Annotated in this window: 18 protein-coding genes and 1 pseudogene; 11 read left to right on the forward strand and 8 right to left on the reverse strand. The window is 68.4% G+C overall.

The features are described from left to right. Position 1 precedes the first annotated feature (1 nt). On the forward strand, positions 2-1,486 hold the full coding sequence (locus NXI30_16240) for an efflux transporter outer membrane subunit (GenBank protein MCR9095772.1): 1,485 nt from the start codon (positions 2-4) through the stop codon (positions 1,484-1,486). Here the strand turns inward: NXI30_16240 and NXI30_16245 are convergent. The 4 genes from NXI30_16245 to NXI30_16260 all read right to left on the reverse strand — a co-directional run bounded on the left by NXI30_16245 (position 1,483) and on the right by NXI30_16260 (position 4,238). Next, positions 1,483-2,196 (reverse strand): DUF4410 domain-containing protein, encoded by a 714-nt coding sequence (locus tag NXI30_16245; GenBank protein ID MCR9095773.1) that lies wholly within the window; start codon positions 2,194-2,196, stop codon positions 1,483-1,485. The two genes, NXI30_16240 and NXI30_16245, sit on opposite strands and share 4 nt — an antisense overlap. Before the next feature lie 230 nt (positions 2,197-2,426). Continuing rightward, positions 2,427-2,939 (reverse strand): potassium channel family protein, encoded by a 513-nt coding sequence (locus NXI30_16250; protein ID MCR9095774.1) that lies wholly within the window; start codon positions 2,937-2,939, stop codon positions 2,427-2,429. A gap of 98 nt (positions 2,940-3,037) precedes the next feature. Further along, on the reverse strand, positions 3,038-3,766 hold the full coding sequence (locus tag NXI30_16255; protein MCR9095775.1) for a potassium channel family protein: 729 nt from the start codon (positions 3,764-3,766) through the stop codon (positions 3,038-3,040). 265 nt (positions 3,767-4,031) lie between these two features. Next, complete coding sequence (locus NXI30_16260; protein MCR9095776.1) at positions 4,032-4,238, reverse strand: hypothetical protein; 207 nt, start codon at positions 4,236-4,238, stop codon at positions 4,032-4,034. 52 nt (positions 4,239-4,290) lie between these two features. Between NXI30_16260 and NXI30_16265 the strand changes: the two genes are divergently transcribed. Genes NXI30_16265 through NXI30_16280 form a run of 4 tightly spaced genes read left to right on the forward strand, consistent with a single transcriptional unit; the run spans position 4,291 to position 7,850 of the window. Next, positions 4,291-4,887, forward strand: a complete 597-nt coding sequence (locus tag NXI30_16265) for a paraquat-inducible protein A (GenBank protein MCR9095777.1) — start codon at positions 4,291-4,293, stop codon at positions 4,885-4,887. Positions 4,888-4,925: 38 nt separating this feature from the next. Further along, the gene (locus NXI30_16270) at positions 4,926-5,636 is read left to right on the forward strand and encodes a paraquat-inducible protein A (GenBank protein MCR9095778.1); all 711 of its coding nucleotides are present in this window, start codon (positions 4,926-4,928) and stop codon (positions 5,634-5,636) included. Further along, complete coding sequence (locus NXI30_16275; protein ID MCR9095779.1) at positions 5,611-7,233, forward strand: MlaD family protein; 1,623 nt, start codon at positions 5,611-5,613, stop codon at positions 7,231-7,233. The genes NXI30_16270 and NXI30_16275 overlap by 26 nt, the downstream gene beginning before the upstream one ends. A 2-nt stretch (positions 7,234-7,235) precedes the next feature. Further along, positions 7,236-7,850 (forward strand): PqiC family protein, encoded by a 615-nt coding sequence (locus NXI30_16280; GenBank protein ID MCR9095780.1) that lies wholly within the window; start codon positions 7,236-7,238, stop codon positions 7,848-7,850. A 101-nt stretch (positions 7,851-7,951) separates the two neighbouring features. Here the strand turns inward: NXI30_16280 and NXI30_16285 are convergent, their stop codons facing one another. Further along, positions 7,952-9,787, reverse strand: coding sequence for a mechanosensitive ion channel (locus NXI30_16285; protein MCR9095781.1), 1,836 nt, complete (start codon positions 9,785-9,787; stop codon positions 7,952-7,954). 115 nt (positions 9,788-9,902) lie between these two features. Then, positions 9,903-10,904 carry a hypothetical protein gene (locus tag NXI30_16290; protein ID MCR9095782.1) on the reverse strand — a complete coding sequence of 334 codons (1,002 nt, stop codon included), beginning with the start codon at positions 10,902-10,904 and terminating at the stop codon, positions 9,903-9,905. Positions 10,905-11,269: 365 nt separating this feature from the next. On the opposite strand from NXI30_16290, the gene NXI30_16295 reads away from it, so the two are divergent. From NXI30_16295 to NXI30_16320, 6 genes and pseudogenes are all read left to right on the forward strand, one after another. Next, complete coding sequence (locus NXI30_16295) at positions 11,270-12,376, forward strand: MarR family transcriptional regulator (protein ID MCR9095783.1); 1,107 nt, start codon at positions 11,270-11,272, stop codon at positions 12,374-12,376. Positions 12,377-12,428: 52 nt separating this feature from the next. Beyond that, positions 12,429-14,235: pseudogene (locus tag NXI30_16300) on the forward strand (NAD(P)/FAD-dependent oxidoreductase). Between the two features lie 37 nt (positions 14,236-14,272). Next, positions 14,273-16,126: an NAD(P)/FAD-dependent oxidoreductase gene (locus tag NXI30_16305; GenBank protein ID MCR9095784.1), complete on the forward strand. Its 1,854-nt coding sequence runs from the start codon at positions 14,273-14,275 to the stop codon at positions 16,124-16,126. Between the two features lie 40 nt (positions 16,127-16,166). Next, positions 16,167-17,417, forward strand: a complete 1,251-nt coding sequence (locus NXI30_16310) for a cytochrome P450 (GenBank protein MCR9095785.1) — start codon at positions 16,167-16,169, stop codon at positions 17,415-17,417. 40 nt (positions 17,418-17,457) lie between these two features. After that, the gene (locus NXI30_16315) at positions 17,458-18,627 is read left to right on the forward strand and encodes an amidohydrolase (protein MCR9095786.1); all 1,170 of its coding nucleotides are present in this window, start codon (positions 17,458-17,460) and stop codon (positions 18,625-18,627) included. Positions 18,628-18,637: 10 nt separating this feature from the next. After that, positions 18,638-19,099, forward strand: coding sequence for a cupin domain-containing protein (locus NXI30_16320; protein MCR9095787.1), 462 nt, complete (start codon positions 18,638-18,640; stop codon positions 19,097-19,099). 12 nt (positions 19,100-19,111) lie between these two features. Here the strand turns inward: NXI30_16320 and NXI30_16325 are convergent, their stop codons facing one another. Continuing rightward, on the reverse strand, positions 19,112-21,538 hold the full coding sequence (locus NXI30_16325; protein MCR9095788.1) for an efflux RND transporter permease subunit: 2,427 nt from the start codon (positions 21,536-21,538) through the stop codon (positions 19,112-19,114). Further along, positions 21,535-22,287 (reverse strand): sulfotransferase family protein, encoded by a 753-nt coding sequence (locus NXI30_16330; protein MCR9095789.1) that lies wholly within the window; start codon positions 22,285-22,287, stop codon positions 21,535-21,537. The genes NXI30_16325 and NXI30_16330 overlap by 4 nt, the downstream gene beginning before the upstream one ends. Positions 22,288-22,422 lie beyond the last annotated feature (135 nt).

Genomic DNA, 22,422 nt, shown 5'->3' on the forward strand with positions numbered 1-22,422 from the left:
GATGCGCGCTGGAATTCATCTCGCCGTCGCTCTCGCGGCCGCGCTCGGTCTCGCAGGCTGCGCGCTGACGCCGGACTACGAGCGCCCCGAGCTCGACGAGCCCTCGGCTTGGATCCGGCCGGCCGATCCCGGCGCGTCCATCGCGAACCTCGACTGGTGGGACGTCTACAAGGACGAGACCCTCTCGGGTCTGATCGAAGTCGCTCTCGCCAACAACCAGGACCTCGCCCTCGCCCTCGCGCGCGTCCAGGAGTCGCGGCGCCTCGTCACCTTCACTCGCGCCGAGCAGTTCCCCTTTCTCGACGTCTTCGCGGACGCCGGCCGCGGCCGGCAGAGCCGCGAGATCGTGCCCGGCGCCGACACGACGAGCAACTTCTCACTCGGTGCGACGCTCAGCTTCGAGGTCGACCTCTGGCGGCGTTTCGCACGCGGTACCGAAGCGGCGCGCGCCGACCTGCTGGCGACCGAGGCGACCTATCGGAACGTGACGATCACACTCGTTGCGGACGTCGCGAGCACGTACCTCCTGCTTCGGGACGCGGACGCTCGTCTCGAGATCGCGATTCGGACCGTGGAGGGTCGGCGGGATCGGCTCGAGATCGTGCGCGCGCGCTTCGAGAAGGGCATCGAGCCCGAGATCGACGTGAACCAGGCGGAGGTCCAGCTCGCGATCGCCGAGGCCTCGGTCGCACAGTTCGAACGGCTCGTCGCGCAGACCGAGCACGCTCTCCGCGTACTGCTGGGACGCTACCCGGGCCCGATCCCGCGCGGCCCCCGCAACGACATCAAGCAGTTCCGGATCGAGGTCCCGGCGGGCCTCCCCTCGGAGCTCCTCGAGCGGCGCCCCGACATCGTCGAGGCCGAGCAACGCTTCGCGGCGGAGACGGCGCGCATCGGCGTCGCCCAGGCGCTGCGATTCCCTTCGCTGTCGTTGACGGCCCAGGTCGCCGGGGTCGCCGAAGACCTGACGGATCTGAACTCGACGGACGCTGGGCAGTGGAACGTCGCGGCCGGGATCTTCCAACCGATCTTCAACAGTGGTCGGCTCAAGGCGCAGAAGGAGGCCCAGGAGGCCCGCGCCGAGCAGCTCGGCTACGCCTACGTCGCCACGTTGCAGAACGCCTTCCGTGAAGTCGAAGACGCGCTGATCGGGGTCGCGACCCTGCGCCGCGAGCACGCCGCCCGATCCCGTCAGGTGGCGGCCGCCGCTGGCGCCGCGCGCCTCTCCCGCGCACGCTACGACGGCGGGGTCGTCGACTACCTGGAAGTGCTCGACAGCGAGCGGTCCCTCTTCGACGCCGAGCTGGCGGAATCCGCGGTACGCCGCGAGGCGCTCGTCGCCTACGTCACGCTCTACAAGGCCCTGGGAGGGGGATGGTCCCAGGAGTACATGACGCAGTTCGACCCGGAGGCCGAGGCCGAATCCGGCCTCGAAGAGAACGACGAAGGCGCGACCGGGAACGGAGCGTCGACCGCTCCGCGCTAGAGCCAGCCGCGGCGCTCGTAGAACTCCTCGGCCCGGTCAGCGAACTCTTCGGCGATCCGCTTCACGTCCGCACCGAGCGGCCCCTTCAGCTCCCGCAGCCCGGTCATCGTGCCGCTCACGACGGCGGAGGTCGCCGCGCGGCCCAGCGACGCGCCCACGGCAACGGGCCCCAGCATTCCCGGCATTCTCGAACCCGCCGCTTCTGCATCGCCCCGAGAGAGCAGCTTCGCGCCGTAGGTCGTCTGCTGGAAGAGTGTCATCTCGATCTCGACCTCGCTCTTGCCCGCACCGAAGCCGACCGTCACCCGCGAGAGCTGATCGCCTTCGTCGATGGTCTGGAAGGCTCCCTTCAGCAGCAGGGCATGGAGCGGGGGCACTTCGGAGGGTTCGGCCCTGCGGGCCGCAATCTCGCGATCGTTGAGCTCGGCGACGATCGTCGCCGCCATCACGTCGGCGACCTCCCGTGCGAACTTCCTCTGCTCGTCTGCGAGCGCAGCCCCCTCCTCACCGTCCTTGTCGGACGAACCGAGGCCCGCCTCGTCCACGACGACCTCCGCATCCGTGACGGCGAAGTCGTAGACCAGCACGACGGGCGGCCGCTCGACGTCGGACTCGTCGACGTAGCGCCGGCCCCTCTCCATTTCCGTGCTCGCGCACCCGGCGACCAGGAACGCGAAAAGGGAAGCCGTCAGAGCGATGCGAATCGTCATGGGTCGGGTCCTCGGGATACGTCGCGAAGCGACGCGGTGGGTCGGGAGGCGATGCGGACGACCGCGAGCGAAGATCGAGTCACTCGCTTCGGAGGCGGGCTACGCAAGATGGGCATCCATCGCGAGCCGCGCCGCCGGAAAGTCTATCCGCTTCGCTCGGTCGTGTCCCGCCCGCACCGCCCCACCGGCCGACCGCCCGGAGGTCGAACGACCCGGTCCCGAGCGGCGGCTCACTCCCGTGCGCCGTAGAGCGAGACGAGCCGGGCGATCACGATCGCCGGGTAGAAGACGCCGACGAACGCTTCGATCGAAGCGAGCAGCCGGGTCAGCTCGTTGACGGGCACGAAGTCGCCATAGCCCGTCGTCGTGAGCGTCATGTAGCTGTAGTAGATCAGGTCGCCCACGACGCCCGGACCATCGGGCTCGAGCGTCCCCGGTGAGACGCGCTCGATCATCTGGAAGACGCCGCTGAAGCCGAGTCCGATCAGCCAGTAGAGGCAGACGGCGGCGAGGACGACGCTCGTCGTCACCTGCTGCTGCTGAAGACACCATCGGCTCATGCCGACGACGACCCCTGCGATCAGGAGCACCTCGATCCCGATCGCGAGCTCGAGCAGCTCGGGGCCGACGACGCGCAGCCCCTCGGCGGTGAGCGCCATGCCCGTCCCGACGACGAGCACGCTCCGCCGTCCCGTCACGAAGTAGACGCCCGTGATCATCAGGGCCGACAGGATCGCGCTCACAGCCAAGCTCCCGAGCGCGCTGCGCTCGAGCCAGGGCAGCGCGAGGATCGCCGTCGGAAGGAAGAAGAAGAGCGCGCGAGCGACGATTCCCTCGCGGCTCAGCTCGGGCTCGGGATGGGAGAAGGGGCTGTCGGGCTGTCGCCGGAGGAGGACTGTACGGCGATGATCCGCGCGACGATCAGCGCCGGGAACATCGCTCCGATCACGGTCTCGAGGATGGCGAGCGATTGGCAGAAGGGGTGGACGGGAGCGAGGTCTCCGTAGCCCAGCGTCGTGAGCGTCACGAGGCTGAAGTACGAGAGCTGCGCGAAGATCGTACCCCCGCCCTCCTGGACGAGGCCGGCGATCGCGCCCGGCGAGAACGACTCGACCGCCTCGTAGGCGCTCGCGAAGGCCAGGCTCATCAGCAGGTACGCGCACGCCGATCCGAGCACGGTGTCCTCCGTGACCTGCTTCGCGCGCAGCACCTGACGGAGGACCGTGCCGGAGAAGTAGACGTAGAATGGGGCGTGGAAGGGCGAGCCGCTGATGGCGGCGGAGAAGCTCGAGGACACGGCGAGACCACCGACGATCGCGAGCAGCATCAGCGCGACCCCGATTGCGAAGGCCAGAAGGCGGTCGTAGACCCGCCAGAGCATCGTCGCCATCACGACCGCACCGACGAAGGCGAGCGCCATCGGGCTCCAGGACCGGGCCTGCGCGACGGATTGCAGGCCGACGAAGAGCGCGAGCGAGAGCAGCAGCACGCGGTAGCGATGGCTCCGCTTCGGCACGTCGGCGACCGCGCTCACGGCAGCACGTACCACGGTGATCGCGGCGAGGGCCATCGCTCGGATCGGAGGTGTGTGCGCGTCGAGTCGTGAGGATCCATCGCCCCAAGACTAGCCCCCACCGAATGGAGTTCACTCGTCCCTGATAGGCGGGGCCCGGTCGCGACGGACCGGGCTCCGAGTCGATCGGCCACGGTCGACCGGACTCCCCAGCCGGCTGGACTTCGGCCCCCAGAGGTCCCCCGGTGCCGAAGCGCCTCTCGATCGGCCCGTTCGTGCGCGTCGTCCTCGGGCTCGTCCTCGACTCCTTCGCGGGGCTCTTCTACTCCGAGGATTGGGCCCCCTCGAGGCGCTCGATCCCGACGACGATCGAGCCCACGCCGTCGATCAGGAGGCGGTCGCGGTCGCTTCCGAGCCGATGAGCGACCGCCCGGGCGTCTGGCTGCAGGTCCCGGCGTCGAGCGTCCTCACCGTCCGGGACGGCCAGGTCGCGATGCGGCGCTTCGAGCCCGAGAGCCCTCGAAGCCAAGGGCCCGGAGCCCCTCGGCGCCGACACCGAGTACCCACGCTAGGCTTCGCCCGTGCTGATTCCGTGCCACGACTGCGACCTGCTCGTCAAGGAGCCGCCCGTCGCCGAGGGCGACACCGCAGTGTGTCCGCGCTGCGGCGCCCTGCTGCGCAAGCGCCGGCGCGACAGCATCGAACGGTCGCTCGCGCTCACGGTGGCCGGCGTCTTCCTCTTCGTCGTCGCAAGCTCGTTTCCCTTCCTCACCTTCGACATGCAGGGCAACGAGGTCGAGACCACGCTCGCCTCCGGCTCCTTCGATCTCTTCGCGCAGGGGCAGCCGGCCGTCGGTGCGCTGGTGCTGCTCACGACGATGGTCGCGCCGATCGCCCGACTCAGCCTGATGCTCTACGTCCTCGCACCGCTCCATCTGGGCTTTCGCGTTCGCGGCATGGTCCCCGCCTTCCGATGGGTCGGCATCGCGAGCGGCTGGAGCATGATGGAGGTCTTCCTGATCGGCGTCCTCGTCTCGCTGGTCAAGCTCGCGGACATGGCGGACATCATTCCGGGGATCGCGATCTGGGCCTTCGCTTTGCTGATCCCGACGCTCGCCGCCATGAGCTCGGTCCTGGACCCCCAGGAGGTCTGGGACCAGCTGGAGGCGCAGCCATGAGCGCTCCCGGAACAGCCGTGAGCGCTCCCGGAACGGCCATGAGCGCTCCCCGAACCGGCGCGTCCGAGGGGCTCCTCGTCTGCCACGAATGCGAGGCCGTCACGAAGCGCCCGGCTGTCGCGATCGCGCGCGGGCTCCACGACTTCGAGTGCCCGCGCTGCGGCGCGGCGCTGCACGCACGGAAGCCGAACAGCCTCGCGCGGACCTGGGCGCTCGTGATCGCCGCGACGATCTGTTACGTGCCGGCGAACCTCTACCCCATCATGGCGATCACGTCGCTCGGCAAGACCCAGGCGGACACGATCCTCTCCGGCGTGTTCTTCCTGATCCATCACGACATGTGGCCCCTCGCGCTGGTGGTCTTCGTGGCGAGCTTCGTGGTCCCCCTCGCCAAGATCGTCTCGATCGTGTTCCTGCTCGTCTCGGTCCAGATCGACTCGCACTGGCGGCCCGCCGACCGCACCCGTCTCTACCGGATCACGGAGGCGGTCGGCCGATGGTCGCTGGTCGACATCTACGTCGTCACGATCCTCGTTGCCCTCGTGAAGCTCGGCTCGCTCGCGAGCGTCGAGGCCCGGGCCGGCGCAGTCTTCTTCGGGGCCGTCGTGATCCTGACCATGCTCGCCGCGGAGAGCTTCGACCCGCGCCTCATCTGGACCCCCATCGACACGGCGGCGCGCGAGAGCACGCCGACACGGGCCGACGCCCACCCGGGAGCTAGCCATGTCCGAACCGCCCCTTCGTCCTGACCCCGCCTCGACCGAGGGCGAGCCCGCCGACGCGCTCATCCGCAAGACGCGCAACTTCTCGATCGTCTGGATCGTCCCGATCGTGGCGGCGCTCGCCGCCATCTTCGTCGCCTGGCGCGCGATCAGCGAGCAGGGTCCGACCGTGACGCTGCTCTTCGACGACGCGGAGGGCCTCGAGGTCGAGAAGACGAAGGTCAAGTACAAGAGCGTCGACATCGGGGTCGTCGAAGCGATCTCCTTCACGCGAGACCTCGAGCAGGTCGAGCTGGAGGTCAGCCTGGTCGACGGATCCGAGCCCTTCCTCACGGAGAACACCCGCTTCTGGATCGTCCGCGCGGAGATCTCGGCGGGCCACGTCAGTGGAATCGGGACCGTCCTCTCGGGCGCGTACATCGCGGTCGATTTCTCCGACGAGGGCAAGCGACAGACGACCTTCGTCGGACTCGACAAGGCACCTGTCATCACCTCGGAGGCGGAGGGCACGACCTACTCCCTCCGCTCGGAGGCGGCGACTTCGCTCCGCGTGGGCTCGCCCGTCTACTACCGCAGCTACGACGTCGGCAAGGTCATCGCCTACGAGCTCGACGAGTCCGCGGAGTTCTTCTCGATCGACGTCTTCGTGCGCAAGCCCTACGACGCGCAGATCACGACGAGCACGAAGTTCTGGAACGCCTCGGGCCTCGATGTCAGCGTCACCGCCGAGGGCGTTCGCGTGGACACGCCGTCGCTCGTCTCGGCGCTCATCGGGGGTGTCTCGTTCGACAACTTCGCCCACGCCGCGCTGGGAAGACCCGTCGCCGAGGGGACGATCTTCGACCTGTACGAAAATCGGGACGAGAGCCAGAATCCCGTCTACCGGAGAAAGCAGCGCTATCTCGTCTACTTCGACCGATCGGTCGCGGGCCTGACGATCGGCGCTCCCGTCGAGTTCCGGGGCATCCAGATCGGGCGGGTCCTCGACGTCAAGCTCACCTACGACTACGGCGAGAGCGACTTCCGCATCCCGGTCGTGCTCGAGCTCGAGCCCGATCGCATCGAGGCCGTCGGTGACCCGGAGGAGGATGAGGCGGCCATCGAAGCGGGCTTCGCGGGACTGGTGCGCCGCGGGCTGCGCGCCGAGCTCGCGACGGGGAACATCCTGACGGGCCAGCTCAAGGTCATGCTCGGCTTCCACGAGGACGCCGAACCCGCCGAGCTGATCCAGGGCGAGCGCTACCCCGTGATCCCGTCGGCGCCCGGCGCCTTCGATCAGATCTCGAACAGCCTCGCGAGCGTCGTCGGCGAGCTCCAGGAGGTCCCGATCGCCGACATCGGCCGGCGTCTCGACGGGGTCCTGGCCGAGCTGCAGACGGCGGTGAAAAGCGTGAACGAGCTGACGGGGACCTTGAACGATGACGTCGCCCCGAGTCTCACCGCGACGCTCGAGAGCGTCGAGCGGACGCTCGCCTCCACGGATACGATGGTCGGGCCCGACTCGGCTGCGAATACCGAGCTCGACCGGATCGTGCTCGATCTCGGGGACGCCGCGCGTTCGCTTCGCCTGCTGACGGAACGCCTGGAACAACACCCCGAAGACCTGCTGCGAGGAAAGCGCTGATCATGAGAAGCCCCTACCTGCGTGCGCAACCTACGACCTGCCTCGCCCTCGTCGGCGTGCTCGCCCTCACCACCCTGGCCTGCCTCGGCCGAAGCCCCGAAGTCCGGCTCCATACCCTCGGCGCGGAGCCGCGAGCCGTCGATGCCGACCGCCCGAGCGAGACCGCCGTCGTGATCGGCTCCGTGCGCTTCCCTCGCTACCTGGAGCGACCCCAGATCGTCCGCCGCCTCCCTGGCGGCGAGCTCGAGCTCGACGAGTTCAATCGATGGGCGGGCAGCTTCGAGGACAACGTCATCCGGGCGCTCGGCCTCGCCGTCTCCGAACGGCTCGGGTCGGATCGTGTCGTGACGTCGCCGGCCGATCCCGCGTTCGCCGTCGACTTCCGCGTCGCCGTTCGCTTCGACGAGCTGGTCGTCGCGGCGGACGGAACCCTCCGCATGCGCGCCGCCTGGTCGATCGCGACGGGCACTCGGGGGGAGGCGCCCGTGCTCGGACGGACCGACCGCGATCTCCCGGTCGACGGGCGCTCGACCCGCGCCCTCGTCGCAGCCCACGAGCGGTTGATCGAGGCGCTCGGGGGCGACATCGCCGCGGCGATCCAGGGAGTGCGACCCTGAGCGTGGGATGGCTTCGTGGGCCCGCACCGTCGAGCCTGACGAACGAGCCCTCTCGCGGCATCCCGACCGGATCGAGGGGCTCCCGCCGCGCGGGCGCCGGCCTATTCGGACTCGCCTTCCGCGGCGTCGCGTGAACGCGTCGAAGAACGATTCGACGGGCTCGGGGCTTCGGACGACGATGGCCGAGTGGGCTCCGGGGCGACCCCATCCCGCAGGTGGACGTCGCGCTGAGGGAACGGGATATGCAGCCCCTCCCGGTCGAATCGAAGCTTGACCGCGCGGGTCAGGTCCCACTTCACGTCCCAGTAGTCCGCGTTCTCCACCCAGGGTGCGACCTTGAAGACGACCGCGGAGTCCCCCAGCTCGTCGACGACGAGGAGCGGCGGCGGATCCGAGAGGATGCGTTCGTCCTCCTCGAACAGCGCCTTGAAGACGCGCTCCGCGTGCTCGATGTCGTCGCCGTAGGCGATGCCGAACTTGAGATCGACGCGGCGAAGTCGCTGGTCGCTCACGTTCTTGATCACGTTTCCCCAGATCTTCGCGTTCGGAACGACCAGCGTCTGTCGATCGATCGTGAGGATCGTCGTGGAAACGAGGCTCATCTTCGAGACCTGCCCGAAGACGCCAGCCGTCTCGACGAAGTCGCCGACGTCGTAGGGCCGATAGAGCAGGATCATGGCGCCGGAAGCGAAGTTGGCCAGCGTCTCCTGAAGCGCGAAGCCCACGACGAAGCCCGCGATCCCGAGGCCGGCGAGCAGGGGTCCCGGGTCGATGCCGATCTGCGAGAGTGCGAAGAGGACGCCCAGCGCGGTGACCAGACCGGAGGTCCACGACACCAACGTGTCCTGGAGCAGCTTCGTGAACGAGAACCGCGAAGTGGACACGGCCCGCCGAACGACTCGCCCGGTGAGTCGGGCGAACACGCGCGTCACGAGGAGGATCGCCAGGAAGAGCAGGAGATCGAAGGCGACGTCCGGGCCCTTCTCCCGGAACCACGCACCCGCGCGGTCCGACGCGTCGCGAAGCAGGCGGACGACGACGTCCCCGTCCAGGATGTCGCCCGAGAGCTCGCCGGTCGTCTCGATCAGGAGCTGGCGGTACTCCGCCGTTTCCAGGTCGTAGTCGCCCATGATGCCGAGCGTCTCGCCGAAGCTGGTCGTCACGGACTCGAGGCGCCGCTCCTCGAAGACGAGCTCTGCCTTGAGCTCCGCGTCGTCCGGGCTGACCTCGAGATCGCGCTGGAGCGATTCGATGCGACCGTCCAGGAACTCGAGCCAGGCGGCGAGAGAGTCGGCGCGGCGCTCGATGTGCGTGGTCAGCCAGTTGCGGCCCGTCGTTGGGTCGAGCCCGACGGCTTCCACCCCCTCGAGATGCTCCTGCATCGCGGCATAGAGACGGTCGAGCATCTCCATGTCGTCGAGCGCCTTCTGCTCTCGCTTCCGGCGCGTGGCGGGATCGAGCTCCTCGAGCGGGGTGCGACTCCGCTGGACCTGCTGCTCGGCCTCGACGATCAGCTCGCCGATCCGGCCGGTGGTCGGCCCCATCTGGCGCTTGACTTCGCGCTCGAGGTCCGCCGTCTCGAGGCCCTCCCCTTGCTGTGCGAGCAGGTTCCCCGCCTGCTCGTGAAGCAGCGCGAGATACTCCAGTCGCATGTCGCCCATGCGCGCGAGGAGAACGCTGCGATCCTCGCCGCGCGCTGCCACGAGCTCCTCTTCCAGCCCGTCGTAGCGCTCGACGAGCGTCTCCATCTCGCCGCGACGCTCGGCCGCCTCCGCGACGAGTGGGTGGAGCTCCCTTTCTTCCGCCGCTTCGACCGCTTCCTCGACCGCCTCCTCGGCGTCGTCCGCGGGCGCGTCGGCGGGCGCCGTGGCCACCGGCTCCGAGGCTTCCTGGGCCGCGGCGATGGAGGCCGGAAGCCCCGCGAGCAGAGCACACACGAGCCCCAGCAGCAGCGCCGAGGGGCACGGGCGAAGCACGGAACCCCACCCGTGCGACGTTGTACGAGACCACGCGCTCACGACGGAACCTGCTGAGGCGAGGGGCGAGAATGCCCTAGAAGTTGAATCGGACGTTCACGCCACCGAAGCCGGCATCGTCGTAGTCCGAGGACGACAAGCCGTTGCCGTTCTTGTCCTCGAGCCGGAACTGCCCGTCGGCCGTGACGCCGCCGTAGCCTTCGACGGTCACGGTGTCGGTCACGCGATAGCCGACCGTGATCTTGGCCACGGTCGCTTCTTCCTCGCCGACGCCGTCTCGTCGGATGCCCGTGCCGGGCAGACCGCCGCGATCGCCGTTCAGGCGGAAGAGCTCGCGACGGACGCCGATTCCGGCCGCCACCGTCATCCGGTCGAAGGCGTACTGGATGCGGAACTCACCGCCGCGCGAGGTATCGGCCTTGAGGCCGAGGGTCAGGCCATCCGTGATCAGCCAGTTGAAGAGGACGAAGGGCTGGATGCGCGCGTCCTTCTCGATCTCGGTGAGCGCGAGGACGCCTACGGCGACCGTCAGACTCTCGCCCTTCCAGGCACCGGCGAGCGCACCGCCGCCGCGGAGGGCGTCGCCGAACTGTGCGCCGCCCTCTCCGGAGAACTCCCCGATCGGGGCCACGAGGATCGACCAGCTCTCGTTCACGGCGAACGCGAAGGTCGGCATGACCCGGATCACGTGCACGGTGTTCCACGGGTCCGTGCTGTTCGCGCCGACGAAGGTGCCGCTGAAGTCGTAGCCCACGGCGCGGTACTGGGTCTTGATCGTCACGCCCACGTCGTCGGAGAGCTTCCGCGAGAGATCTACGCCGCCGGAAGCCATCCAGTAGCTGAAGTCGCCTCGTCGATCGAGCTTCGTCTCGCCCTGGTACTCGAAGCCCGTGCGAGCCTGAGTGCGCCACGCCGATTCCTCGGCGGGCCGCGTCGCTGCGGTCCCCGTCCAGTGGTCCTCGCCGTCGTCCGCGGCGGCGGCGGACATCGGCACCAGGAGGAGGGCCAAGAGCGCGACCGCAGCCGGGGCAGCACGCAGTCCCAGTCGTTCGATCGAGAGGACGTCGACGGTCTTCATCTCGCGAGCTCCTGGAGAAACTTCAGCGCGAGCCGGGCTCGCACTGCAGATTCTCTCGCTGCCCGTACGTCGAGCGCGATTCGGATCGACGGGCGGGCGATCATTGAGATTGCTCCGAGCTCGGCGCCTAAGGTCGCCTGCTCGAAGCCGGCCCGAATCTAACCCAGTGAGATGCCGTCTGCCTCGACCGTCCTGGCCGCCACGCCCCGAAGAGTCGATCATGCTCGAGCAGTTCGAGCCACCCGCGCGTCGATCTCGCCCCGGCCGTCACCCGATCTCGGCGCCTCGCAGGCGACACGTAACCCGCATTGTCATACGTGCAAATGTGCGTTGCGCCTCGACCGGGCCCGGAGTAGCGTTTCGCCATGCCCCCGCCTCCCGCCGCCGATCCGCAGCGCTCTGCCGTCGATCTCGCCGCCACGGTCGAGCGCTATCGGCACAACTGGGTGGGCCACATCCACGACCTCGGCGCCTCCCTCAGCCGCCGGACGATCGAGCGACTCGAGCGCGAGTGCGGCTATCCCCGGATCCGGCCGAGCCTCGGCCCTTTCATTTCCCTCGTGTGGCGCGAGCCGCGGCCGCTGACCGAGCTGGCGCAGCAGCTCGCGATCAGTCGCCAGGCGTGCAGCAAGATCGCTCGCCTCGCCGAGGACGACGGCTACGTCGAACGCGTCCTCGCCCAGAAGAACGACCGCGCGCAGTGCGTCCGGCTGACGAAGCGGGGACGCGATCTCGCCGAGGACAGCGTGCGTCTCATCTTCGAGGAGCAGACCACCTGGGAGGCTCGGATCGGCGCGGGCCGCTTGCGTCGCTTCAACGCGGCTTCGTCGGCGCTCTTCTTCACGCTCGGCCTCCAGGATCAGACGGACGCCGGACTCGGCAAGGACGCGCGCCGATCGATCGGCGTCCTTCCCTTGATCGCCGACCACGTGGAGCTGGAGCTGCGAGAGCGGGTCCGCACAATGGGTCACTCGGGCCTCCAGCTCTCCCACGCGCGCATCGTCGCGCTGGTAGGCGACGGTGCCCTGAGCGTCTCCGACATGGCGCGCCTCCAGGGCGTGAGCCGTCAGGCCACGGGCGTCACGGTCCGCAGCCTCGAATCGCGCGGATACGTGAAGCGCGGCACTCTCGAGTCCGACGGCCGAGCGATTCGCGTGCACCTGACGGAGAAGGGGGAAGCCCTCGTCCGCGACACCGTCGCGACGCTCGAGGATCTGGAAGCAGAGTTCCGCGAGAAGCTCGGCACGCGCCGCTTCGCCGACTTCGTGAACCTGGCCGCTGAGCTCCATCACGCGCTGACCCTCGAGAGGGAACTCCTCGAAGCGCGCGCGTTCGAGGCCCCACCGCCCGACCCGGCCGAGCGCAACGGGCGAGCGCCGCGGGACCGCGAGCTCCGCGCGATTGCTTCGTTGCTCGAGGAGAAGCTCGGGACGAGCGCCGCGAGTCGCCTGGGCCGGATCCTGTGCAACTGACGGGCGCCACGCTGCGCCGGATCTTCGATCGATTCCGATCAGAGAGGAACGCATGAGCGCCACGACGAGAGCGAGCGAGCTGCCCTTCGACCCGGATGCCCTCCGCGAGAAGTACCGGATCGAGCGGGACAAGCGGATGCGACCGGACGGAATCGCCCAGTTCCAGGAGCTGACCGGCGAGTTCGCGAAATTCCTCGACGACCCGCACGTCGACGAGATCATCGCCCGTGACCCGATCGAGGAAGAGCTCGACGTCGTCGTGATCGGCGGCGGCTTCAGCGGCCTGAGTGCCGGCGCGCAGCTCAAGAAGGCGGGGATCGACGACGTACGAATCGTCGAGGCCGGCGGCGACTTCGGCGGGACCTGGTACTGGAACCAGTACCCGGGCGTCCAGTGCGACATCGAGTCCTACATCTACCTGCCGATGCTCGAAGAGCTCGAGTACATGCCGACGCTCAAGTACAGCTACGGCCCCGAGATCCAGTCCCACGCCAGCCGGATCGGCCACCACTTCGACCTCTACGATCGCGCCCTCTTCCAGACCCGCGTGTCGAACCTCGACTGGAACACCGACACGAACCGCTGGACGGTCCGAACCGAGCGCGGCGACCGGCTCCACGCGCGCTTCGTCGTCGTCGCCCCCGGCCCCCTGGCCCGGCCGAAGCTCCCCGGCATTCCCGGCATCCAGGAGTTCGAAGGCCACATGTTCCACACCAGCCGGTGGGACTACGACTACACGGGCGGCGATACGACCGGCGGGCTCGACAAGCTCGGCGACAAGAAGGTCGGCGTGGTCGGAACCGGAGCGACGGCGATCCAGTGCATCCCCCACGTGGGCGAAGCCGCGGGCCACCTCTACGTCTTCCAGCGCACGCCCTCCTCCGTCGACGCGCGCAACAACCGACCGACGGATCCCGAGTGGTCCGCGCGCCTCGAGCCCGGCTGGCAGGACGAGCGGATCGCGAATTTCTCGACCTTCGTCTCCGGAACGCCCGTCGGCGAAGACCTCGTCGCGGACGGCTGGACCGACATCTTTCGCAAGGTCTCGGTCATGTTCTCGCGGGACGGTGCGGGGCTCTCGCCGGAAGAGGCCGAGCGGATGGTCGAGCTCGCGGACTTCGAGAATGATGGAGGAGATCCGCGCCCGGGTGGAGGAGATCGTCTCCGATTCCGAAACCGCCGAGTCGCTCAAGCCCTGGTATCGCCAGTTCTGCAAGCGCCCCTGCTTCCACGACGACTACCTCCAGACCTTCGACCGGGAGAACGTCACCCTCGTCGACACGGAAGGTCGCGGCGTCGAGCAGATCACCAGGGACGGCGTGATCGTCGGCGGCAAGGAGTACCCGCTCGACTGTCTGATCTTCGCGACCGGGTTCGAGGTCGGCACCGACTATTCGCGCCGGGCCGCCATGGAGATCCGGGGCGCGACGGGCGAGACGCTGACCGACCACTGGAAGGAGGAGGTCACCACCTTCCACGGCCTCACGACCGACGGCTTCCCCAACCTCTTCCTGATGGGCGGGCTGCAGTCCGGCGTGACGCCGAACTTCACCGAGCTCTACAACGAACAGAGCCGACACATCGCCTACATCGCCCTGAAGACCCTCGGCCAGTCCGAGCAGGTCTTCGAAGCGACCCCGGAAGCCGTCGCCGGCTGGGTCCAGGCCGTGAAGGACTCCGCGTACTCGAACTCCGATTTCGCCGAGACCTGCACGCCCGGCTACTACAACAACGAGGGCAAGCCCGGCGTCGGTCCGGGCTGGTTCGGGGGCAGCTACGGCGGGGGCGCACAGGCCTTCTTCGCGCTCCTGCACGCGTGGCGGGCCAAGGGCGACCTCGAAGGCATCGACCAGCGCTGAGCCGATCGCGGCCGGCCAGAGAGAACGGGTGGAACGTATGGAGAACGAGAGTGCCGGCACGACCGGCGGTCCGGCACGGGCGAAGCCCCTCGCCTTCGACCCGGATCAGCTGCGCGCAAAATACGAGCAGGAGCGCGTCAAGCGGCTGCGCGAGGACGCCAACGACCAGTACCGCGAGCTCAAGGGCGATCTCTCGGGCTACCTCGAGGACTCCCACTCGGAGGAGAAGATCCCGCGCGCGCCGCTCCGCGACGAAGTCCAGGTCGCGATCATCGGCGGCGGCTTCGGCGGTCTCCTGACGGGCGCGCGCCTGCGCGAGGCCGGCGTCGAGGACATCCGCTTCATCGATTCCGCCGGCGACTTCGGCGGAACCTGGTACTGGAATCGGTATCCGGGGATCGCCTGCGACATCGAGGCCTACATCTACATGCCGCTGCTCGAAGAGACCGGCTACATGCCCACCCAGAAGTACGCGACCGGGGCGGAGATCTTCGCGCACTGCCAGCGGATCGCGGGTCACTACGACCTCTACCGCGACACCTGCTTCCAGACCCGCGTGACCGACCTCCGCTGGGACGACGACGCGGCGCGCTGGATCATCTCGACCGACCGCGGCGACGAGATGCGCGCCCACTTCGTCTGCATGGCGCTCGGGGTGCTCAACCATCCGAAGCTGCCCGGCATCCCCGGAATCGAGGACTTCGAGGGCCACTCGTTCCACACCAGTCGCTGGGACTACGACTACACGGGTGGAAGCTCCGACGGCGGACTGGTGGGACTCCGCGGCAAGCGCGTCGGGATCATCGGAACCGGCGCGACCGCGGTCCAGTGCGTCCCCCACCTGGCCGAGTCGGCCGAGCACCTCTACGTGTTCCAGCGGACGCCGTCCTCGATCGACGTGAAGGACAATCCAAAGACGGATCCCGAGTGGGCGAAGAGCCTGAATCCCGGCTGGCACCAGGAGCGGATGGACAACTTCCAGGTCCTGACCCAGGGCGGCTTCCAGAAAGAAGACCTGGTCGCCGACAACTGGACCGAGATCATCCGCAAGTTCATCTCGACGACGCTCGCGGGCGACTCACCCGACCTGTCCCCGGAAGCGATCGAGAGGCAGATCGAGCTGACGGACTTCGAGAAGATGGAGCAGATCCGCGCCCGGGTGGACGAGGTCGTCGACGACCCGGCCATCGCCGAGGCGCTCAAGCCCTACTACCGACAGTTCTGCAAGCGGCCCTGCATCCACAACGACTACCTGCCGACCTTCAACCGCGACAACGTCACCCTCGTCGATACGGACGGCAAAGGCGTCGATCGCGTCACGAAGCGCGGTGTGCTCGTCGGCGACGAGGAGTACGAGATCGACTGCCTGATCTACGCCTCGGGCTTCGAGGTCGGGACGGACTACACGCGACGGGGTGGCTACGAGGTCCATGGGCGGAACGGACGGACGCTGACGGAGCACTGGGCCGACGGCGCTCGAACACTCCACGGCATGCACTCCCACGGCTTCCCGAACTGCTTCTTCATCATGAGCATCGTCCAGTCCGGGTTTGCCGTGAACTTCACCCACGGCCTCGGGGACACGGCGAAGCACCTGGCCTTCATCATCTCCCGCGCCCTCGAGGAGGGAATCGAAGCCGTCGAGGTCTCCGAGGAGGCCGAGGCCGGCTGGGTCGGACGCGTCCTCGAGCTCGCCGGCGCACGCGGCGACTTCATGCAGAGCTGCACCCCGGGCTACTACAACAACGAGGGCAAGCCCGGGGATGCGAGCCGCCAGAACAGCTACTTCTTCGGAGAACCCGGTGAGTTCATGCAGATCCTGAAGGACTGCCGCGCGAAAGGCGGCATGGCGGGGCTCGTGATCCGGCGCGGGGACGCGAAGGACGCTTGAACGAGGGCGACCCCCTCGACGAATGATTGGAGGACGCGATATGGCGACGGCGGTCGATCTCGATCAGCTCGACTTCATCGAACCCGACGGCTACGTGGCCCGGGGCTATCCCCACGAGGTCTGGACGCGCATGCGCGCCGAGGCGCCGGTCTACTGGTTCGACCGGAGTCCGGGCCACGACTTCTGGGCGATCACGAAGCACGAAGACATCGTGTGGATCAGCAAGCGCCCGGAGCTCTTCATCAGCGATCCGACCCTCGTCGTCCAGACGACCCCGCCGGAGGGCGACCAGGACCTGATCCCGAAGAACCTGATCCAGTTCGACCCGCCGAAGCACGGCATCCAGCGGAAGCTGATCAGCAAGGGGTTCACGCCGCGGGCGCTCAAGCGCTTCCACGCCGACATCGAACGGATCGCCAAGGGCGTCGTCGACGACCTCTTCGAGGAGGGCGACGAGGGCGAGGCGGATTTCGTCGAACGGATCGCGGCGCCGCTGCCGATCGCCGTCATCGGCTGGCTGCTCGGCGTGCCCGAACCGGACTGGCCGAAGCTCTTCCACTGGACGAACCGGATCCTCGGTTCCAGCGACGAGGAGTACGTCGACGAGGGCAAGTCCCAGGTCGAAACCGTCTTCGCCGCACAGACGGAGCTCTTCGCCTACTTCTCGGACCTCGTGGCGAAGAAGAAGGCGGATCCCAAGGACGACCTCGTCACGCTCTTCGCCTTCGCGGAGGTCGAAGGCAAGAAGCTCTCCGACGTCGAGATCCTCGTCTGGTGCATGTTGATCGTCGCCGCAGGCAACGAGACGACCCGCAACGCGACGACCGGCGGCATGCTCGCCCTGATCGAGCATCCCGACCAGATGCGGCGCCTCCAGTCCGATCCGGGCCTGCTGAAGAGCGGGGTCGAGGAGATCCTGCGCTGGACCAGCCCGATCATCCATTTCGCGCGCACGGCGACGGCGGACGTCGAGATCAAGGGCCGGCAGATCAAGGAGGGCGACACCCTCGCCCTCTTCTATCCCTCGGCGAATCGCGACGAGGAGATCTTCGAGGCGCCCTTCGAGTTCCGGGTGGACCGGAATCCGAACCGGCACCTGGCCTTCGGAATCGGCGAGCACTTCTGCGCCGGCGCCCACGTGGCGAGGCTCGAGATCGAGTACGCGCTCCGCTTCCTGCTCCCGAGGATCGAGGAAGTCGAGCTCGCCGGCCCGCCGGATCGCCTCCACTCCAACCTGGTCGGCGGCTTCAAGCGCCTGCCCATCCGCTACAAGCTGCGCGCGAGCGCATAGCCCTTCCACGGACGAACCCTTCCAGAATCACGGAGACCCCATGAGTCAGAGGCATTTCGAAAAGTACAAGGTGATCGACGTCGACACGCACATCACGGAGCCGCCCGGCGTCTGGACCGATCGCGTCGCCAGCAAGTGGGGCGACAAGATTCCGCACATCAAGAAGGTCGAGGGCATGGACATGTGGTTCATCGGCGACGAACCCGCCGGCGGTCCCGGTTGGGTGACCATGGCCGGCCACACGGGCACGTTCCCCGACGTGCCCATGGGCTACGACGACATCCCGGCGGCGTCCTACGACGCCAAGGCCCGGCTCGCGCTCATGGACGAGGAGCACATCCACGCGATGGTCCTCTATCCCAATCTGGGCGGCTTCGGCTCGGGGGGCTTCCTCAAGCTCGGCGAGCCCGAATTGATGCTCGAGTGCGTGCAGGCGTACAACGACTTCCTGGTCGACTGGGCGAGCGCCGACCTGAACCGGCTCCTGCCGGTCATGGCCCTGCCCTTCTGGGACGTCGAGGCCTCGGTCGAGGAGATCGAACGCTCCGCCGCGAAGGGCCACCGCGCCGTCCTCTTCGGCAGCCGACCGGAGACCTTCGGCGAGCCCGTCCTCGCGCACAAGCACTGGGATCCGGTCTGGGCCGCGACGCGTGACGCGGGCCTCCCGATCAGCTTCCACATCGGCGGCGGCGACCTGAGCGACATCATGGAGGACAAGGCCGACATGGGGACGAAGGCGAACTTCGCCCGTGGCGGCTCCCTGGCGCTCCTCGACAACCAGAGCTGCCTGGCGAACCTTCTCTTCGGCGGCGTCTGCGCGCGCTTCCCGGACCTCGACTTCGTGTCGGTCGAGAGCGGCGTGGGCTGGCTCTCCTGCGTCCTCGAGATGTTCGACTGGCAGTGGACGAATGGCGACGTCGCCAAGGAGCATCCGGAATACGACCTGCTCCCGTCGGAGTACTTCGAGCGCCAGATCTACGGCTCGTTCTGGTTCGAGAAGAGGGAAATCGAATCCGCGGTCGCCAAGTTCCCGAAGAACCTGATGTGGGAAACCGACTACCCGCACCCGACCAGCCAGTACCCGAGCCCGAACAGCAGCGCGGTCCACCCGGCGGATTACGCCGAGGAAGCCCTCGGCGGAATCGACGAGTCGGTCGTGCGCGCGATCCTGCAGGACACGCCTGCACGGCTCTACAACGTGGAAATCTGAGGAGAAGAAGATGAGCACGGCCTATCAGTTCGACGGCGACAAGATCGACTGGAACGAGATCGACGACCCGACCCAGGACTATCCCTGCAAGTACGAGATGGCCATCCTCGGCTCCGACGCCGAGACGGGCCGGCTCGACCTGATCGTGCGATGGCCCGCGAACTCGTACTGCCACTTCCATCGGCACGTCGCCGACACAGCGATCATGGTGCTGGAGGGAGAGCAGCACGTGATCGAGATCCATGACGACGGCAGCGAGGGAGAACACAAGGTTCGTCCGGCCGGCACCTACGTGATGAGTCCCGGCGGCGAGGCCCACATGGAGTACGGCGGGCCCGATGGCGCCGTCGTGTTCTTCTCCCTCTACGCGGGAGACGGTCCCGTCTTCGAGACCCTCGACAAGGACATGAAGGTGCTCGAAGCGTCGACCGTGGCGCAGATGGCGGCTCAGCCGACGCTCGGCGAACGCTGAACCGCGCTCGCCCTAGCGAGGCGTGGCTTCCGAAAGCGGGCCATGCGCCGTGGCGGTCGGCTCCCCGATCGTCTCGGCGCCCCGCTGCCCTCTCGTCCACGCGAAGAGCGGGGGCAGGAAGACGACGTCGACCAGGAGCGCGAGGCCGATCGAGAGCGCGGTCAGCCCGCCGAACGCGACCAGATTCGACATCGACGAGAATCCGAACGTCGCGAACCCGAGACACAGCACGACCGAGCTGGTCAGGATCGCGCTTCCGGTCGTCTCGAGCCCCTCCGAGACGGCCCTTTCGAGATCGCCGTGCTCTTCCCAGCCCCGCCGGAAGGCGTGGCTCAGATGGACGGTGTCGTCGACGGCGAGGCCGAGCGCGATGCTGCCGATCAACATCGTGAAGAGATCGAGGTCGATCCCGAAGAAGCCCATCACGCCGAGGGTGATCGCGATCGGAAGCACGTTCGGCACCATGCTCGCGAGCCCGGCGCGCACGCTGCGCAGGAACGCGACCATGACGAGGGTCACCATCAGAACCGCCGTTCCGTAGCTCAGCACGAAGCCGCGCGAGATCGCCTCGACTGCCTCCGCGAAGAGGACGATCAGCCCGGTCGTCGAGACCGAGACCCCGCTCGGGAGCAGCCGCTCGAGCGCCGCCTCGACCTTCGGTATCAGCGCGAGGTAGTCCCGCCCCGAGCCCCAGGGCGCGCGAAGCGTGATGCGCGCGCTCGAGTAGTCGCTCGCCACGACGCGCTCGAGATCCTCGGCCCCGGTCGCCTCGAAGAGCAGGAGCTCCTGCGCGATCAGTCGCGCCTCGGAGGGCAGAGCGCCCTGCCCCGGCTCGCCCTCCGTCAGCGCGAGATGGATCTCACGCAACACGTCCACGAAAGACAGCGAGCGCTGGATCCGCGCTCCCTCGACCGCGGGGATCGCCGGAAGCACGCGTGCCATCTCGTCGAGCGCCGCCACGATCTCCGGCTGCCGCACGCCCCCGGCCACGCCGGCATCGACGAGGACCTCCATGCTCATCGTCCCGGAGAGCCGTTCGTCGAAGATCTCCGTCGCGATTCGGACGGGGTCGCCGGCCGGGAAGTAGGTGAGCGCGTCGTTCTCGGCGTCGACCCGGGACGCAGCGATCCCTGCGCCGACGAAGCAAGCCAGACCGGCCGCCGCGACGAGTCGCGGCGCGCGCAACGCGCGGAGTCCCAGTCGGGCGAGCGCCCGTCCGAGACGCAGGTGCACAGTCGCCGGCTCGCCCACTCGTGCCCGGATCGGCAGCAGCACGAGCGAAGCGGGAATCAGCACGAGGACGGCGATCAGGGTCGCCAACACGCCGACGGGGGCGACGGTCCCGAGCAGGGTCACCGGAGCCAGGTCGGTCGCGGCCGCGAACGAACCGAGGCCGAGCGCGGTCGTCAGGCTGGTCGCGACCAGCGCCGGCCCCGCGCGCTCGACGGATCGCGCGACCGCCTCGACGCGCGGCGTCCCCGCGTCGAGCTCCCGGTAGGCGATGACGAGCAGGTGGATGGCGGCGCTCGCGCCGACGGCCAGCAGGAAGGGCGGAAGGATCTGGATGGTCACGTTCAGGGTGACCCCCAGATGCCCGAGCAGGCCGAGGGTCGCGGCGATCGAGATCATCACGCTCGCGAGGGGCAGCACCACCGCAGATGCTCGGCGGAAGAGCAAGGCCAGGCAGGCGGCGATGGCCACCACGGCCAGCACGGTGAAGAGAAGCATGTCGCGAGCGAACGCGGCCGCCAGCCGCGCGTTCACCACCGGATTCCCGGCCAGGTGGTAGCCCCCTTCGGGCCAATGCCGCTCGGCCAGCGTCTCGACGCGCGCGACCACGCGACCCGACTCGAGGGCCGAGAGTGGCTGCAGCGTCGCGAGGTCGCGGTCGACGTAGGCGTCCAGGCTCACCGCGACGACGGTCAGCGTTCGGTCCCGGGAGAAGAGATGCCCCGGGTAGGCGCTGGTCTCGAAGAGTCTCGCGGCGAGCCGGTCCGATTCGCGCCCGTTCTGCGGGAGCGTCTTCCGCACTTCGCGCACGGACAGGACATCGTCGCGACCGGAGAGCAGACGCGCGCTCGCGAGGCTGCGCACCTCGTCCAGGTGCGGCAGGGTCGCTTCGAGATCGGCGTGGAAAGCGTCGAGTCGAGCCAGGAAGCCCGGCGCGAAGACGTCCTCTGCCTCGAGCAACACGAAGATCGCGGTGTCGAGTCCGTAGTCGCGCTTGAACGCCTCGTACCGGAGCCTGGACGGATGGTCCGGACCGAGGAAGCGCTCCGCGTGGGTCTCGAACCGGATCGACGGCAGGCCCGACGCGAGGACCACGAGACCGAGCAGCCCCGCGATCAGCGTTCGGACCGGGGCCCCGGCGACCCGATCCGCCCACGCGCGAAAGACGCGGGACCGCCCGGGCGGGCGCGACGCGGGCCCTTCCCTCAAGGGCCGACGAGCGTCCAGCCGAGCACGATGCTCGCGGCCGCGCCGACGACCCAGGCCGCCTTGATCCGGGCCGGCGTCGTGTCCACCCAGTAGCGGAAGAGCCTGGAGCTCAGACTCCCCTTCGACTCGTTCAGGTGCGGGAAGGGCTCGTCGGGGATCTCGACGCCGAGGAACTCACAGAGCGGTGCCCAACCGTCGCGAACGTCGAAGACGAGAAGTCGCTCCGCGGGCACCCGGTCGCGAACGGCCTGGTTGTGCCGCTCGTAGACTTCGATGTTCGAGGCCTTCTCGATCCCGCCGCCCATCACGGTGCCGGTCACGAGGAGGTCGGTGATGTCCATCGCTCTGCGCACGCGGGGCGAGAAGCGGGCGAAGGGGCGGATGAAACGGAAGGCGTCGTTGAGGCGCTTCCAGGATCGGAACCACCCTTCGGCGTCGCGCACCGTCAGGACCACCTTGGCGTCCGGGAACGCTTCGAGCAGCTCCTCGTAGTAGAGGCAGGTCGGGAGGTCGATGCACGAGGCGTAGCGGGCGAAGAGCCGACCCCAGTCGAGTCGATGGGGCTGACCGGCGTGGCGGGCGCGCGCATGCTCGCTCCACAGCTGCAGGTGGCCTTCGCTGTGGCCACGTCGCGGCGTGAGGATCTCGCGCATGTGATAGCAGGGACCGAAGCCCAGCTTCTCGAAGGCGGCCTTCGTACTGACGGTCCCCGTCCGAGCGAATCCCGCGCCGATGATCTTGAGACTCATGGGTCTGCCCCTGCCCGTTCCGGCCCCGTCGAGACAAGCCGGCGGGCGGTCTCGCTCGGTCGCGAGAGCGCGCCGATCCGACGTAGGGGCCGCAGACTCGATCGGCAGAACGCCGGCAAGTCTGGAGCCTAACGA

Source organism: bacterium, assembly GCA_024742285.1.
Taxonomy (GTDB): Bacteria; Myxococcota_A; UBA9160; order UBA9160; family UBA4427; genus UBA4427.

What these genes read in the sequence shown, in the direction of transcription:
- NXI30_16240 (MCR9095772.1), top strand. Translation starts at nt 2, where the DNA reads ATGCGCGCTGGAATTCATCTCGCCGTCGCTCTCGCGGCCGCGCTCGGT.
- NXI30_16245 (MCR9095773.1), bottom strand. Translation starts at nt 2,196, where the DNA reads ATGACGATTCGCATCGCTCTGACGGCTTCCCTTTTCGCGTTCCTGGTC.
- NXI30_16255 (MCR9095775.1), bottom strand. Translation starts at nt 3,766, where the DNA reads ATGGCCCTCGCCGCGATCACCGTGGTACGTGCTGCCGTGAGCGCGGTC.
- NXI30_16270 (MCR9095778.1), top strand. Translation starts at nt 4,926, where the DNA reads ATGAGCGCTCCCCGAACCGGCGCGTCCGAGGGGCTCCTCGTCTGCCAC.
- NXI30_16275 (MCR9095779.1), top strand. Translation starts at nt 5,611, where the DNA reads ATGTCCGAACCGCCCCTTCGTCCTGACCCCGCCTCGACCGAGGGCGAG.
- NXI30_16280 (MCR9095780.1), top strand. Translation starts at nt 7,236, where the DNA reads ATGAGAAGCCCCTACCTGCGTGCGCAACCTACGACCTGCCTCGCCCTC.
- NXI30_16290 (MCR9095782.1), bottom strand. Translation starts at nt 10,904, where the DNA reads ATGAAGACCGTCGACGTCCTCTCGATCGAACGACTGGGACTGCGTGCT.
- NXI30_16295 (MCR9095783.1), top strand. Translation starts at nt 11,270, where the DNA reads ATGCCCCCGCCTCCCGCCGCCGATCCGCAGCGCTCTGCCGTCGATCTC.
- NXI30_16305 (MCR9095784.1), top strand. Translation starts at nt 14,273, where the DNA reads ATGGAGAACGAGAGTGCCGGCACGACCGGCGGTCCGGCACGGGCGAAG.
- NXI30_16310 (MCR9095785.1), top strand. Translation starts at nt 16,167, where the DNA reads ATGGCGACGGCGGTCGATCTCGATCAGCTCGACTTCATCGAACCCGAC.
- NXI30_16315 (MCR9095786.1), top strand. Translation starts at nt 17,458, where the DNA reads ATGAGTCAGAGGCATTTCGAAAAGTACAAGGTGATCGACGTCGACACG.
- NXI30_16320 (MCR9095787.1), top strand. Translation starts at nt 18,638, where the DNA reads ATGAGCACGGCCTATCAGTTCGACGGCGACAAGATCGACTGGAACGAG.
- NXI30_16330 (MCR9095789.1), bottom strand. Translation starts at nt 22,287, where the DNA reads ATGAGTCTCAAGATCATCGGCGCGGGATTCGCTCGGACGGGGACCGTC.